Origin of the sequence: Scandinavium goeteborgense, assembly GCF_003935895.2 — a bacterium.
Taxonomy (GTDB): Bacteria; Pseudomonadota; Gammaproteobacteria; order Enterobacterales; family Enterobacteriaceae; genus Scandinavium; species Scandinavium goeteborgense.
In genome coordinates, this window is the sequence record NZ_CP054058.1 from 1921150 (window position 1) to 1935664 (window position 14515).

Annotated in this window: 12 protein-coding genes and 2 tRNA genes; 8 read left to right on the forward strand and 6 right to left on the reverse strand. The window is 50.5% G+C overall.

What is annotated here, in order from left to right; genetic code table 11:
• The first annotated feature begins 19 nt into the window (after positions 1-19).
• Complete coding sequence (locus A8O29_RS09945) at positions 20-463, forward strand: Lrp/AsnC family transcriptional regulator (RefSeq protein WP_125353232.1); 444 nt, start codon at positions 20-22, stop codon at positions 461-463.
• Positions 464-509: 46 nt separating this feature from the next.
• Here the strand turns inward: A8O29_RS09945 and A8O29_RS09950 are convergent.
• The 4 genes from A8O29_RS09950 to A8O29_RS09965 all read right to left on the reverse strand — a co-directional run bounded on the left by A8O29_RS09950 (position 510) and on the right by A8O29_RS09965 (position 2217).
• A tRNA-Tyr gene (locus A8O29_RS09950) sits at positions 510-594 on the reverse strand.
• Between the two features lie 37 nt (positions 595-631).
• A tRNA-Tyr gene (locus A8O29_RS09955) sits at positions 632-716 on the reverse strand.
• Between the two features lie 152 nt (positions 717-868).
• Positions 869-1711 carry a formyltetrahydrofolate deformylase gene (gene purU, locus A8O29_RS09960; protein ID WP_125353230.1) on the reverse strand — a complete coding sequence of 281 codons (843 nt, stop codon included), beginning with the start codon at positions 1709-1711 and terminating at the stop codon, positions 869-871.
• Positions 1712-1758: 47 nt separating this feature from the next.
• Positions 1759-2217, reverse strand: coding sequence for a YchJ family protein (locus tag A8O29_RS09965; protein ID WP_125353228.1), 459 nt, complete (start codon positions 2215-2217; stop codon positions 1759-1761).
• Positions 2218-2329: 112 nt separating this feature from the next.
• Between A8O29_RS09965 and rssA the strand changes: the two genes are divergently transcribed.
• The 3 genes from rssA (at position 2330) to galU (ending at position 5451) form a co-directional block, all read left to right on the forward strand.
• The gene (gene rssA, locus A8O29_RS09970; RefSeq protein WP_125353226.1) at positions 2330-3241 is read left to right on the forward strand and encodes a patatin-like phospholipase RssA; all 912 of its coding nucleotides are present in this window, start codon (positions 2330-2332) and stop codon (positions 3239-3241) included.
• An 89-nt stretch (positions 3242-3330) separates the two neighbouring features.
• The gene (gene rssB / locus A8O29_RS09975) at positions 3331-4344 is read left to right on the forward strand and encodes a two-component system response regulator RssB (protein WP_125353224.1); all 1014 of its coding nucleotides are present in this window, start codon (positions 3331-3333) and stop codon (positions 4342-4344) included.
• Positions 4345-4542: 198 nt separating this feature from the next.
• A complete protein-coding gene (galU, locus tag A8O29_RS09980) occupies positions 4543-5451 on the forward strand; it encodes a UTP--glucose-1-phosphate uridylyltransferase GalU (protein ID WP_125353222.1) in 909 nt (302 codons plus the stop codon).
• 161 nt (positions 5452-5612) lie between these two features.
• Here galU and hns read toward each other — a convergent pair whose 3' ends face one another.
• Entirely contained in the window at positions 5613-6023 is a 411-nt protein-coding gene (gene hns / locus A8O29_RS09985) for a histone-like nucleoid-structuring protein H-NS (protein ID WP_110508619.1), read from the reverse strand.
• A gap of 555 nt (positions 6024-6578) precedes the next feature.
• Between hns and tdk the strand changes: the two genes are divergently transcribed.
• Complete coding sequence (gene tdk / locus A8O29_RS09990) at positions 6579-7205, forward strand: thymidine kinase (RefSeq protein WP_125353242.1); 627 nt, start codon at positions 6579-6581, stop codon at positions 7203-7205.
• Positions 7206-7279: 74 nt separating this feature from the next.
• Here the strand turns inward: tdk and adhE are convergent, their stop codons facing one another.
• Positions 7280-9955, reverse strand: coding sequence for a bifunctional acetaldehyde-CoA/alcohol dehydrogenase (gene adhE, locus A8O29_RS09995; RefSeq protein ID WP_125353220.1), 2676 nt, complete (start codon positions 9953-9955; stop codon positions 7280-7282).
• A gap of 477 nt (positions 9956-10432) precedes the next feature.
• On the opposite strand from adhE, the gene A8O29_RS10000 reads away from it, so the two are divergent.
• The 3 genes from A8O29_RS10000 (at position 10433) to oppB (ending at position 14512) form a co-directional block, all read left to right on the forward strand.
• Complete coding sequence (locus tag A8O29_RS10000; RefSeq protein ID WP_125353218.1) at positions 10433-11080, forward strand: YchE family NAAT transporter; 648 nt, start codon at positions 10433-10435, stop codon at positions 11078-11080.
• Positions 11081-11839: 759 nt separating this feature from the next.
• Complete coding sequence (gene oppA / locus A8O29_RS10005) at positions 11840-13471, forward strand: oligopeptide ABC transporter substrate-binding protein OppA (protein ID WP_159465463.1); 1632 nt, start codon at positions 11840-11842, stop codon at positions 13469-13471.
• Positions 13472-13591: 120 nt separating this feature from the next.
• Positions 13592-14512: an oligopeptide ABC transporter permease OppB gene (oppB, locus tag A8O29_RS10010; protein ID WP_125353214.1), complete on the forward strand. Its 921-nt coding sequence runs from the start codon at positions 13592-13594 to the stop codon at positions 14510-14512.
• Positions 14513-14515: the final 3 nt, after the last annotated feature.

The following is a 14515-nucleotide window of genomic DNA, read 5'->3' on the forward strand; positions in this document are numbered from 1 at the left end:
TTAAAATAAGGTGGATGTGATGGAAGTCCTTATTGATGATATCGATCGGGCGATCGTGGCGGCGCTGGCAGAGGATGCGCGGCTTTCATTAAAGGTGCTGAGTGCGCGCGTGGGGCTGACATCGCCCAGTACAGCGGAACGCTTAAAGCGACTGGAGGAGCGGGGCGTCATTCAGGGCTATGGCACCAGAGTGAATCTGTCAGCGCTCGGTTATACCTTGCAGGCGCTGGTCCGGGTCAGACCGCTGCCGGGGCTGCTACAAAAGGTGGATAAATATATTCAGGCGATGCCGGAATGTATTGAGTGCGACAAGGTGACCGGGGAAGACTGCTTCGTGATGCGATTAGTCGTGAAGGACATTGCGCAGCTGGACACGCTGCTCGATGGGCTGGCTGAGTTTGCACAGTGCAATACGTCGATCGTGAAGAGCTCGCCCGTGAAACGGCGTTTGCCTGTGATTTGAGTAATGAAGGTAGTGCGAGTTTGGATAATTTGGGAATTCTGGAGGATGGTGGCGGGGGAAGGATTCGAACCTTCGAAGTCGATGACGACAGATTTACAGTCTGCTCCCTTTGGCCGCTCGGGAACCCCGCCAGGGGTATGATGTGATGCTGGTACTGACCGAAATTCGTGGTGGCGGGGGAAGGATTCGAACCTTCGAAGTCGATGACGACAGATTTACAGTCTGCTCCCTTTGGCCGCTCGGGAACCCCGCCAGGGGTAATGCTTTTACTAGCCTGCTCCCTTTTGGGAAGCGGGGCGCATCATATCAAATGACGCGCCGCTGTAAAGACTTCCTTTCAGGAAAATGAACCGTTTGCGTGCTTTTTGCCCATTACGTTTAAAAGCACTGCAACGCTCATCCGCCTTACAGAATAATTGTCCGATTACCGTACACAAACACACGCTGGGCGAGAACCTGATACAACGCACGGCTGAGGACGTTTTTCTCTACGTCACGACCGGCACGCATCATGTCTTCTGCGGTGTAGGTGTGATCGACGTGAATCACGTCCTGCATGATGATCGGGCCTTCATCCAGATTATCGTTCACGTAGTGCGCGGTGGCACCGATGATTTTCACGCCGCGATCGTAAGCCTGCTGATAAGGTCGTGCGCCGATAAAGGCAGGCAGGAACGAGTGGTGAATATTGATGATTTTATTCGGGAAGCGTGACACGAAGGCCGGCGTCAGGACGCGCATATATTTCGCCAATACCACGTAATCCGGCGCGTGCTTGTCGATGGCATCCGCCATGAGGGCGTCATGCTCTTCGCGGGTATGGCCTTCATGACTGACCAGCTCAAACGGGATATCGAATTTCTCAACCAGCGCGCGCAATGTGTCGTGGTTGCCGATAACCGCGGCGATGTCGACATCCAGGCCGCCATAATTGGCTTTCATTAACAGGTCGCCCAGGCAGTGTGCTTCTTTGGTGACCAGAATCACGACGCGACGACGGCCCGCAGGGGTCAGCTCGCGAATAGAGCCTTCCGGCAATGCGCCATCGAGATCGGCCAGCAGCGTGGCGTCGTTGAAGATGCCTTCCAGCTCGGTGCGCATGAAGAAACGCCCGGTGCGATGATCGACAAATTCATTGTTCTGCACGATGTTCAGTTCGTGCTTGTAGCAAATATTGGTAATACGTGCGATCAGCCCTTTTTGATCGGGGCAGATTGTACGCAACACTTTTCGTTGTAATGAGTGCATTGCGGGGGAAATCCTGTTGAGGTGTTTGCTGTTTCTGTGTGGCGGTCTTATTGACCGCAGCACTTTTTAAATTTTTTACCCGATCCGCACGGGCATGGGTCGTTGCGGCCGATTAACGGACGTGTACCATCAATATAATACCATTGTCCATTTTCTTTTAAGAATCTTGAACGCTCAATCAGGGCGCTTGTCTTGCTATGTTCACGAAAGCGGGCGACAAAGCTGACATAGCCTTCGTCGGCGTGTTTCCCGCTATCGGCGGCAAAAAGTGTCAGACCAAGCCATTCCGTTCCGGCAAAACTCTTTTCGAGGTCGGCACGAAATGCTTCGGGTTCGCAGGACGGATGCCAGGTTTTCACCAGATAATCTGCGTCCTTCATCACAAAGGCGCTATAGCGCGAACGCATGAGCTGTGACGGCGTTGGCGCAAGCTCGCTGCCTGACAGATATCGCTGGCAACATAGGCTATACTCCAGAGCGCTGCCGCAGGGGCAAAGTGAATGCATAAATGCCTTCCCGTTGAGTCAATAAAGAAAGGCGCAATTGCGCCGGCGGCAAATATGTTAACCGAGCAGTGGCAATGTTGCTACGTTGGGAATAGGGTTCAGTACAGTCAGGATGAGAAAGCTTAAAGTAGGATTAGCCCTGGGTTCGGGCGCGGCGCGAGGATGGTCACACATCGGCGTCATTAAAGCGCTACAGAAAATGGGCATTGAGATTGATATCGTTGCAGGGTGTTCCATTGGTTCGCTGGTGGGTGCGGCTTATGCCTGCGACCGTCTTCCGGTGCTGGAAAAGTGGGTTTGCTCTTTCAGTTCATGGGACGTGTTACGTCTGATGGATCTCTCCTGGCGGCGCGGTGGACTGCTGCGCGGCGAACGCGTGTTCAGTCATTTCCGCCAGCTTCTCCCCGTCGATACTATCGAATCCTGCGAACGTCGTTTTGCGACCGTCGCGACCAATCTCAGCACTGGACGTGAACTTTGGTTTACCGAAGGTGACCTTCATATGGCCGTCCGCGCCTCGTGCAGTATTCCCGGGTTAATGTCCCCCGTGATGCATAACGGTTACTGGCTGGTGGACGGCGCGGTGGTGAACCCTGTCCCTGTTTCGCTCACCCGTGCGTTGGGTGCGGACATCGTGATTGCGGTCGATTTGCAGCATGACGCCCATTTAATGCAACAGGATCTGCTGTCGGTGAACCTTCAGCCCGATCCACAGTCTTTAGACAATGATGAATCGCTCACCTGGCACGAACGTTTTCGCGCAAGGTTAGGGCGCATGACATCACGCCGGACGGCAATGACACCCACGGCCATGGAGATCATGACGACCTCTATTCAGGTGCTGGAAAACCGATTAAAGCGCAATCGTATGGCAGGCGATCCGCCTGACATCCTGTTGCAACCTTTTTGCCCACAGATATCTACGCTTGATTTCCACCGTGCGCCCGCGGCCATCGCCGCAGGACAATTGTCGGTTGAGAAAAAGATGGACGAGCTTATACCGTTAGTCCGCAGCATGGGTTAGGGCATTTTTCGATTACTTCAGCAAAATCTGACAGGCGTTAGCACGAATAGCGTGCCACTATTTACTTATCGTCTGCCAGGGGAGATATCATGACGCAGCCATTGGCGGGAAAACAGATTCTTATCGTCGAGGACGAACCCGTTTTCCGCTCACTGTTGGATTCGTGGCTTTCATCGCTGGGTGCAGAAACGGCCCTGGCTGACGACGGTGTGGATGCCCTCGAAAAAATGGCCAGGCTCAACCCCGATCTGATGATTTGCGATATCGCGATGCCAAGAATGAATGGCCTTAAACTGGTCGAGTTCTTACGCAACAATGGTCATCAGCTTCCGATTCTGGTCATATCCGCAACGGAAAATATGGCAGACATCGCCAAAGCGCTGCGTCTCGGCGTGCAGGATGTGCTGCTTAAACCGGTCAAAGATCTCAACCGCCTGCGTGAAACCGTTTTCGCCTGCCTCTATCCCAATATGTTCAATTCCCGCGTTGAGGAAGAAGAACGTTTATTTGAGGATTGGGATGCGCTGGTCACTAATCCATCCGCTGCGGCAAAATTACTGCAGGAACTTCAACCGCCGGTGAAGCAGGTTATATCTCATTGCCGAATAAATTATCGTCAGCTGGTCTCCGCCGATAATCACGGCCTGGTGCTCGATATTGCACCACTCTCAGATAAAGATCTGGCGTTTTATTGTCTCGACGTTACGCGAGCGGGTGATAATGGCGTTTTGGCCGCACTTTTGCTGCGTGCGTTATTTAACGGTTTGTTACAAGAGCAGCTTTCGCACGAAGGACAGCGTCTGCCTGAATTAGGCAGTTTGCTTAAACAGGTCAATCAATTGCTGCGTCAGGCCAATTTACCAGGACAATTCCCGTTACTGGTTGGGTATTACCACAGTGGTATTAAAAATCTGATCCTCGTTTCTGCTGGACTCAACGGATCGCTTAACACCGGTGAGCACCAAATACAGATCAGCAACGGTGTTCCGTTGGGCACTTTAGGTAATACTTATTTAAATCAAATCAGCCAGCGCTGCGAATCCTGGCAGTGCCAAATTTGGGGAGCAGGGGGGCGCCTGCGCCTGATGTTGTCTGCGGAATGAACAATTAGTCTGAATCTCGGGTTATTGAAGTCTCAGCTTTCAGACGGTAGTGGTACTATCAGTAGGATTTATACGTAAAAATCCTAATTCAAGGTTAACGTGTCCTTTTCAGACCAGATTGAGCAATCGGTACTGATATACTCAACGCGTTATTAATTAACGAGCACGTTCATAAGTTGAACAGTTCAGGAGATTTCAATGGCTGCATTAAATTCGAAAGTCACTAAGGCCGTAATCCCGGTAGCGGGATTGGGTACCAGGATGTTGCCCGCCACTAAAGCGATTCCAAAGGAAATGCTGCCGCTGGTCGACAAGCCATTAATTCAGTATGTTGTCAATGAATGCATCGCTGCAGGCATTACTGAAATTGTTCTGGTTACGCATTCTTCTAAAAACTCTATCGAAAACCATTTCGATACCAGTTTTGAACTTGAAGCCATGCTGGAAAAACGCGTTAAGCGCCAGCTGCTGGAAGAAGTGCAGTCTATTTGTCCGCCACACGTGACCATTATGCAGGTCCGTCAGGGTCTGGCTAAAGGTCTGGGCCACGCTGTTCTGTGTGCGCATCCGGTTGTGGGTGATGAGCCTGTCGCGGTTATTCTGCCAGACGTGATTCTTGATGAATATGAATCCGATCTGTCCCGTGACAACCTTGCCGATATGATTAAGCGTTTTGATGAAACAGGTGCCAGCCAGATCATGGTTGAGCCGGTTGATGACGTTACCGCATACGGTGTTGTGGATTGCAAAGGTGAAGCCCTGAATCCGGGTGACAGCGTGCCAATGGTGGGTGTGGTTGAGAAACCTAAAGCCGACGTGGCGCCGTCTAACCTCGCTGTTGTAGGCCGTTATGTTCTGAGTTCAGAAATTTGGCCTCTGCTGGCGAAGACCCCTCCAGGTGCCGGTGACGAGATCCAGCTGACCGATGCTATCGATATGCTGATCGAGAAAGAAACCGTTGAAGCCTATCATATGAAAGGCAAAAGCCACGACTGCGGTAATAAACTGGGCTATATGCGTGCGTTTGTTGAATATGGCATTCGCCATAATTCACTGGGTGCGGATTTTAAAGCCTGGCTGGAAGAAACAGTGGGCGCTGGCAAGTAATTTGCTCACCTGCTGTAACGACCGGGGTTCTGAAAAGACCCCGGTTTTTTATTGCCTGTTTGTCAGCATTGAGTTAAAACCAGGCAGTATTGAGAATGACTGAGTCGATTTCAGGATAAAAAAAATCCCGCAGAGCGGGATTTTCAAACAAATAAGAAAGATTAAATCAGGAAGTCGTCCAGAGATTTACCTTGCTCATCCATTGCTTTTTTGATGATTGCCGGGGTACGACCCTGGCCGGTCCAGGTTTTAGTTTCGCCGTTTTCGTCAACGTAGCTATATTTAGCCGGGCGAGCTGCACGTTTAGCTTTAGCACCAGATTTGCTTGCTGCAGCAATGCTGTTCAGCAGTTCATTTGGGTCAATGCCATCAGCAATCAGCATTTCACGGTATTGTTGCAGTTTACGAGTGCGCTCTTCAACTTCGGCAGCGGCCGCATTATCTTCTTCGCGACGTTCGTTAACAACAACTTCTAATTTTTCCAGCATTTCTTCGAGAGTTTCGAGAGTGCATTCTCTTGCCTGCGCACGAAGAGTACGGATGTTGTTCAAAATTTTAAGTGCTTCGCTCATTTTCGTATTCTCAAACTTATATTGTGGGGTGGTTTGTTGAGGTAATAATAGAGCGTTAATTTCAGATGTGCAATAGGGTGGTTTGTAAGGAAGTCAAAATATCGTGTTATTTGCCGAAATTAATAATTAGATAAAGTTAAATTTGACGCGCCAGTTCACATCCTGAATGCTTATTGCAAGGCACTAATCATAAAAACACCCTTACAAAGTATGCCTTTTTCGCTGTTACAGCGTGGCATATATAAGAGGAACACAAATATCAACCTTTCGTATTACTCGCGGGCCAGGGGAGAATTTCCTGGTTATCAATAGAAGCTGAATCATAACGACACGAAAGCGCTGGGGCGCCAGGTAAGGGATTAGCTGGCTGATAACTCGGGATAATCTTAAGGCGTTATAGGAATAGCGGGCTGTTGCTGATTGTTATTATAGATAAGAATAACTTAATATTTTACATGAAGTAGCACTGGATTATGCGCGGCGTGAGCGCTGAAATTTGCTGGGGCTATGGTACAATTCGTGCCGTTAAATCACGTGATTGGGGTGATGCTGCGAATGGCACAACTTTATTTTTACTACTCTGCGATGAATGCAGGGAAGTCTACAGCTTTGTTACAGTCCTCATATAATTACCAGGAACGCGGAATGCGAACGCTGGTTTATACCGCAGAAATTGATGACAGATTCGGCGCAGGAAAAGTCAGTTCCCGCATCGGATTGTCCTCGCCGGCGAAGCTCTTCAACCAACAGACGTCGCTGTTTGACGATATCGCTGCTGAGCACGCGCAGGCGCCGCTTCACTGCGTGCTGGTGGATGAGAGTCAGTTCCTGACCCGCGAGCAGGTCTACGCGCTGTCAGAGGTTGTAGATGAGCTGGATATCCCGGTGCTGTGTTACGGTCTGCGTACGGATTTTCGCGGCGAGCTATTTATCGGCAGCCAATATTTGCTGTGCTGGTCCGATAAACTCGTGGAACTAAAAACCATCTGCTTCTGTGGTCGAAAGGCGAGTATGGTGCTGAGGCTGGATCAGGAAGGGCGTCCGTACCACGAAGGCGCACAGGTGGTTATCGGCGGGAATGAACGCTATGTCTCTGTGTGTCGTAAGCATTACAAAGAAGCGCTTCTGGAGGGCTCTCTGAGCGCTATTCAGCAGCGAGTGCGAGGGAAGATGGAGGATTAATCTCCCAACGCTTTTAGCGCGCTATAGACATAAAAAAACCCGCCATCAGGCGGGTTTTTTATTAGGCTTTCAACTTAAGCGGTTTTCTTCGCTTTTTTGTCAGCTTTAACTGGAGCTGCTGCTTTCTTCTCAGCTACGTCGCCTTCGCTAAATTCGCGGCCGTAGTAAGTGTCCATCAGGATTTGCTTCAGTTCAGCAATCAGCGGGTAACGTGGGTTCGCACCGGTACACTGGTCATCAAACGCATCTTCAGACAGTTTGTCGACGTGTGCCAGGAAGTCAGCTTCCTGAACACCCGCTTCGCGGATTGATTTAGGAATACCCAGTTCAGCTTTGATGCTGTCCAGCCATGCCAGCAGTTTCTCGATTTTCGCAGCAGTACGGTCGCTGGAAGAAGTCAGACCCAGGTGGTCTGCGATTTCTGCGTAACGACGACGAGCCTGCGGACGGTCGTACTGGCTGAATGCAGTCTGCTTAGTCGGGTTGTCGTTCGCGTTATAGCGAATAACGTTGCTGATCAGCAGGGCGTTGGCCAGACCGTGTGGAATGTGGAACTGGGAGCCCAGTTTATGCGCCATGGAGTGACACACACCGAGGAAGGCGTTAGCAAACGCGATACCGGCGATAGTCGCTGCGTTGTGAACGCGTTCACGCGCCACTGGGTTCTTAGAACCTTCGTGGTAAGACGCTGGCAGGTTTTCTTTCAGCAGTTTCAGAGCCTGCAGAGCCTGACCGTCGGAGAACTCAGATGCCAGTACAGACACGTAAGCTTCCAGAGCGTGCGTTACCGCATCCAGACCACCGAATGCACACAGTGATTTCGGCATATCCATCACGAGGTTGGCATCAACGATAGCCATGTCCGGCGTCAGCGCGTAGTCAGCCAGTGGATATTTCTGACCTGTTGCATCATCGGTAACCACCGCAAACGGGGTAACTTCAGAACCGGTACCGGAAGTGGTGGTGACAGCAATCATCTTCGCTTTCACACCCATTTTCGGGAACTTGTAGATACGTTTACGGATATCCATAAAGCGCAGCGCCAGTTCTTCGAAGTGCGTTTCTGGGTGCTCGTACATGACCCACATGATTTTCGCAGCATCCATCGGGGAACCGCCGCCCAGCGCGATAATCACGTCTGGTTTGAAGGAGTTCGCCAGCTCTGCACCTTTACGGACAACGGTCAGCGTTGGGTCAGCTTCAACTTCAAAGAACACTTCAGTTTCAACGCCAGCAGCTTTCAGAACAGAGGTGATCTGGTCTGCATAGCCGTTGTTGAACAGGAAACGGTCAGTCACGATCATCGCACGTTTGTGACCATCGGTAATCACTTCATCCAGCGCAATTGGCAGTGAGCCACGACGGAAGTAGATGGATTTCGGAAGTTTGTGCCACAACATGTTTTCAGCTCGCTTAGCAACGGTTTTCTTGTTGATCAGGTGCTTAGGACCCACGTTCTCAGAGATGGAGTTACCACCCCAGGAACCACAACCCAGAGTCAGGGAAGGCGCGAGTTTGAAGTTGTAGAGGTCACCGATACCACCCTGAGATGCCGGGGTGTTAATCAGAATACGAGCAGTCTTCATTTTGTCGCCGAAGTGCTTAACGCGCTCTGGCTGATTGTCCTGGTCGGTGTACAGGCAAGAGGTATGGCCGATGCCGCCCATCTCAACCAGTTTTTCCGCTTTAACAACTGCGTCTTCGAAGTTCTTAGCACGGTACATTGCCAGAGTCGGAGACAGTTTTTCATGAGCGAACGGCTCGGATTCGTCAACTACGGTCACTTCACCAATCAGAATTTTGGTGTCTGATGGTACGGTGAAGCCTGCCAGTTCAGCAATTTTGGTTGCTGGCTGACCAACGATAGCGGCGTTCAGACCGCCATTTTTCAGGATGATGTCCTGAACGGCTTTCAGCTCTTTGCCCTGCAGCATGTAGCCGCCGTGGGACGCGAAACGCTCACGTACTGCAGCGTACGCAGAGTCAACCACGATAACGGACTGTTCAGATGCACAGATTACGCCGTTGTCGAAGGTTTTAGACATCAGGATGGACGCCACAACGCGTTTCACATCAGCAGTTTCATCAACAACAACAGGGGTGTTACCCGCACCTACGCCGATGGCAGGTTTACCGGAGCTGTATGCTGCTTTAACCATGCCCGGGCCACCAGTGGCGAGGATCATGTTGATATCTGGGTGATGCATCAGCGCGTTGGACAGCTCTACGGAAGGCTGATCAATCCAACCAATCAGATCTTTCGGCGCACCCGCTGCGATGGCAGCCTGGAGAACGATATCAGCGGCTTTGTTAGTCGCGTCTTTCGCACGTGGGTGTGGGGAGAAGATGATGGCGTTACGTGTCTTCAGGCTAATAAGAGACTTGAAGATAGCGGTAGAAGTTGGGTTGGTAGTCGGTACGATACCGCAGATGATGCCGATAGGTTCAGCGATGGTGATAGTACCGAAAGTGTCGTCTTCAGACAGGACACCACAGGTTTTCTCATCTTTATAGGCGTTGTAGATATACTCAGAAGCAAAGTGGTTTTTGATCACTTTATCTTCCACGATACCCATGCCAGATTCGGCAACAGCCAGTTTCGCGAGAGGGATTCGAGCATCTGCAGCAGCCAGTGCGGCCGCGCGGAAGATTTTATCAACCTGTTCTTGGGTGAAGTTGGCATATTCACGCTGAGCTTTTTTTACGCGCTCGACGAGTGCGTTCAGTTCAGCGACATTAGTAACAGCCATAAATGCTCTCCTGGATAATGTTAAACTTTTTTAGTAAATCAGCTGCGCGATACGTCAGTATAGACAGACCACAAGCAGCTTGCGTAAGAGCCATAAAAACAACAGGTTACTTAACGACCTTCATCCACTGATTTACTAAAAGAGCCTTCCATTACACCCGGTAGAGGTACCGGGCTACTCCCTGGTGCGATATCAAGATTACCCACTTCTGAGTATGAATTGTGTGATCTAAATCAAGATTACACCAAGCTGACTCCTTTCAGCAGGCCGATTTTAGCGGTTTGTATCAAGTGTTAAATGATCGTAATTTCGGACTGCGGTAACATTAGCATAATTTAAACAGATACATAACAACGCGTATTGGTAGCGCTAAACAGCAGATTTGTGGTGAAGAATGCCGTTAAACAGCGTATCTTCAGCGCGTTTTTCATGATTACTGTACGTCAACTACTACAATTGATGAGGCCGCGGGATACCGTGATTCTATCGCTGTTCGATTTTCCAACTTATATCAAATTTTTCATTGGCTTATTTGCACTGGTAAACCCGGTGGGTATCATCCCCGTGTTCATCAGCATGACCAGCTACCAGTCGGCGCCTGCGCGCAATAAAACCAACCTGACGGCAAACCTTTCGGTAGCCATCATCTTGTGGACTTCACTGTTTCTTGGCGACGGCATTCTGCAACTCTTCGGGATCTCTATCGACTCGTTCCGTATTGCCGGCGGCATTCTGGTGGTGACGATTGCGATGTCGATGATCAGTGGAAAGCTCGGTGAGGATAAACAGAACAAGCAGGAAAAATCAGAGACGGCAATTCGTGAAAGCGTTGGCGTTGTCCCTCTGGCATTGCCCTTAATGGCCGGACCGGGGGCCATCAGCTCCACGATTGTCTGGGGCACGCGATACCATAATATTGCGCATTTGATTGGCTTCTCTGTCGCAATCGCGATATTTGCTGGATGCTGCTGGGGGCTGTTCCGCATTGCGCCCTGGCTGGTACGCTTACTGGGGCAGACGGGTATCAACGTTATCACCCGTATCATGGGTTTGCTGCTGATGGCGCTTGGAATTGAGTTTATCGTGGCCGGTATCAAATCCATCTTCCCCGGCTTGCTTGCCTGACGCTGTTCTGAAACGGGGCGTACGCGCCTCGTTTTCTCTTTCATCTATTAGCAAAACATATCAATAAATGTGAATTAGCCCGCTGTAATAACCTTCTGCTATTTCTCGCTAACTCCATTATTATCAGGCAATTAACCTGCGAAGCCCCACGTAGTACCCTGGGCAATAATGTTATTTCACTAACATGATACTCTTGCGCTTGCCGTGGGATAATTGAAATGTTATTAGTAATTTCACCGTTCGCACAGAGTAATGTGCTAAATAATAATCAATTGTTAAATTATTGTGCAAAAAGCCGTCATCGGCGACGTGCGACCCGCACTCGGTACCACTTTTTGATTAACGCAATGATACTTAAAGATTAATTCTTGAATGCAACGGCGAAAAATGAACTGTTTCATTCGGAGCTGCTTCAACAAAAGAGAATTGGTTAACAAATTTGCAAATTGTATTGGCGGGGGCGAAATGCTTTTGGTACTTTCCGCCCTGACATTTCGCGATACAAAAAGTGGAGATGAGAATAATTTTCAAATAAATCTCCTGACGCGAAAAAGTACATTGGTCATCCCGACAGGGGGGAAGACCTAAAGAATCGACGAAAGGTTGCCGAATAAAGAGTGACCGTAATAAAAGAAGTCGGTGATAGCAGCAGTAAAGCCCGACAGACGCATTCACTCCTGCGCTGTATGGGAACCCTTAGGGGATTAAACAAAACAGGCTGGCACAGCCAGTAATTATAATGAGCGGAGTATCAACACAATGTCCATCATCACAAAAAAAAGCTTCATCGCAGCGGGTGTAGTAGCTGCACTTATCGCAGGAAGTGCAATGGCTGCAGACGTTCCTGCAGGTGTTAAGCTGGCAGATAAGCAAACCATGATCCGTAACAACGGCGCTGAGCCGCAGTCGCTGGATCCAAATAAAATTGAAGGTGTTCCAGAAGCAAACGTGAGCCGTGACCTGTTCGAAGGCCTGCTTATCACGTCTACCAAAGACGGTCACCCGATCCCGGGCGTTGCCGAAAGCTGGGACAACAAAGATTTCAAAGTGTGGACCTTCCATCTGCGTAAAGACGCAAAATGGTCCAACGGCGAGCCGGTAACGGCGCAAGATTTCGTATATAGCTGGCAGCGTCTGGTGGACCCGAAAACCGCGTCCCCGTATGCAAGCTACCCGCAGTACGGCCATATCCTGAACGTTGATGAAATCATCGACGGCAAAAAACCGACCTCCGATCTCGGCGTGAAAGCCATCGACGATCACACTCTGGAAGTCACTCTGAGCGAGCCGGTTCCTTATTTCTACAAGCTGCTGGTGAACCCGGCGATGTCCCCGGTTAATAAAACCGCCATCGATAAATTCGGTGAAAAGTGGACTCAGCCTGCCAATATCGTCACCAACGGCGCGTATAAACTGAAAGACTGGGTGGTGAACGAGCGCATCGTCATGGAGCGCAACACCAACTACTGGGATAACAAAGACACCATTGTTGACCAGATTACCTATCTGCCAATTTCTTCTGAAGTCACCGACGTAAACCGCTACCGCAGCGGCGAAATCGACATGACCTATAACAACCTGCCGATCGAGCTGTTCCAGAAGCTGAAGAAAGAGATCCCAACCGAAGTTCACGTTGACCCGTACCTGTGCACCTACTACTACGAAATCAACAACCAGAAAGCTCCGTTCACTGATGAGCGTGTCCGTACCGCACTGAAACTGGGTCTGGACCGCGACATCATCGTTAACAAAGTGAAAGCGCAGGGCGACCTGCCAGCTTACGGTTACACCCCTCCGTACACCGATGGCGCGAAGCTGACCAAACCAGAGTGGTTCACCTGGACTCAGGAAAAGCGTAACGAAGAAGCGAAGAAACTGCTGGCCGAAGCAGGCTACACCGCTGATAAGCCGCTGACCTTCGAACTGCTGTACAACACCTCTGATCTGCACAAGAAACTGGCCATCGCTGCCGCGTCTATCTGGAAGAAAAACCTCGGCGTGAACGTGAAGCTGGTTAACCAGGAGTGGAAAACCTTCCTGGATACCCGTCACCAGGGGACTTACGACGTAGCGCGTGCCGGCTGGTGTGCGGACTACAACGAACCGACGTCCTTCCTGAACACCATGCTGTCTGATAGCTCAATGAATACCGCGCACTATAAGAGCCCGGCGTTTGATGCGATCATGAAGCAGACCCTGCAGGCGACCGACGAAGCACAGCGTGTTGCGCTGTACGACAAAGCTGAACAGCAGCTGGGCAAAGACTCCGCTATTGTTCCGGTCTATTACTATGTGAATGCCCGTCTGGTGAAACCATGGATTGGCGGTTACACCGGTAAAGATCCGATGGACAATATCTACACCAAAGACTTGTACATCATTAAGCATTAATGGCAATCCGTGGGGCAACATAGGGTTGCCCCACTGTGTCTTATTTCACGCACTATCACATGACTGCATCAGCCACGCTGAATTGCGACATGTAAAGGCACACGCCAGAAGGTACGGGCAATGTTGAAATTTATTTTACGCCGCTGTCTGGAAGCAATTCCGACACTCTTTATCCTTATTACGATTTCCTTCTTTATGATGCGTCTTGCGCCGGGCAGTCCCTTTACCGGTGAACGTACGCTGCCGCCAGAAGTCATGGCGAACATTGAAGCCAAATATCACCTGAACGATCCTATCGGGGTCCAGTACTTCAATTATTTGAAGCAACTGGCGCACGGCGATTTTGGGCCATCATTCAAATATAAAGATTATTCCGTGAACGACCTGGTGGCCGCGAGCTTCCCAGTGTCAGCCAAATTAGGTTTTGCTGCATTCTTCCTCGCCGTTATCCTGGGCGTCAGTGCCGGGGTGATTGCCGCGCTGAATCAAAATACCAAATGGGATTACGCCGTCATGGGGGTGGCGATGACCGGGGTGGTTATCCCGAGCTTCGTGGTCGCGCCATTGCTGGTGATGATCTTTGCCATCACGCTGCACTGGTTGCCGGGCGGTGGCTGGAACGGCGGGGCGCTGCAATACATGATCCTGCCGATGGTGGCGCTCTCTCTGGCCTACATCGCCAGTATCGCGCGTATCACCCGTGGTTCGATGATTGAAGTCCTGCACTCCAACTTCATTCGTACCGCAAAGGCGAAAGGGTTGCCGATGCGCCGGATTATTCTGCGTCACGCGCTGAAACCGGCGCTGCTGCCAGTGCTCTCGTACATGGGGCCAGCGTTCGTGGGCATCATCACCGGTTCAATGGTCATCGAAACCATTTACGGCCTGCCGGGTATCGGTCAGCTGTTCGTGAATGGCGCACTGAACCGCGATTATTCCCTGGTACTGAGCCTGACCATTCTGGTTGGTGCGCTGACCATTCTGTTTAACGCGATCGTCGATGTGCTGTATGCCGTTATCGATCCGAAAATCCGTTACTGACAC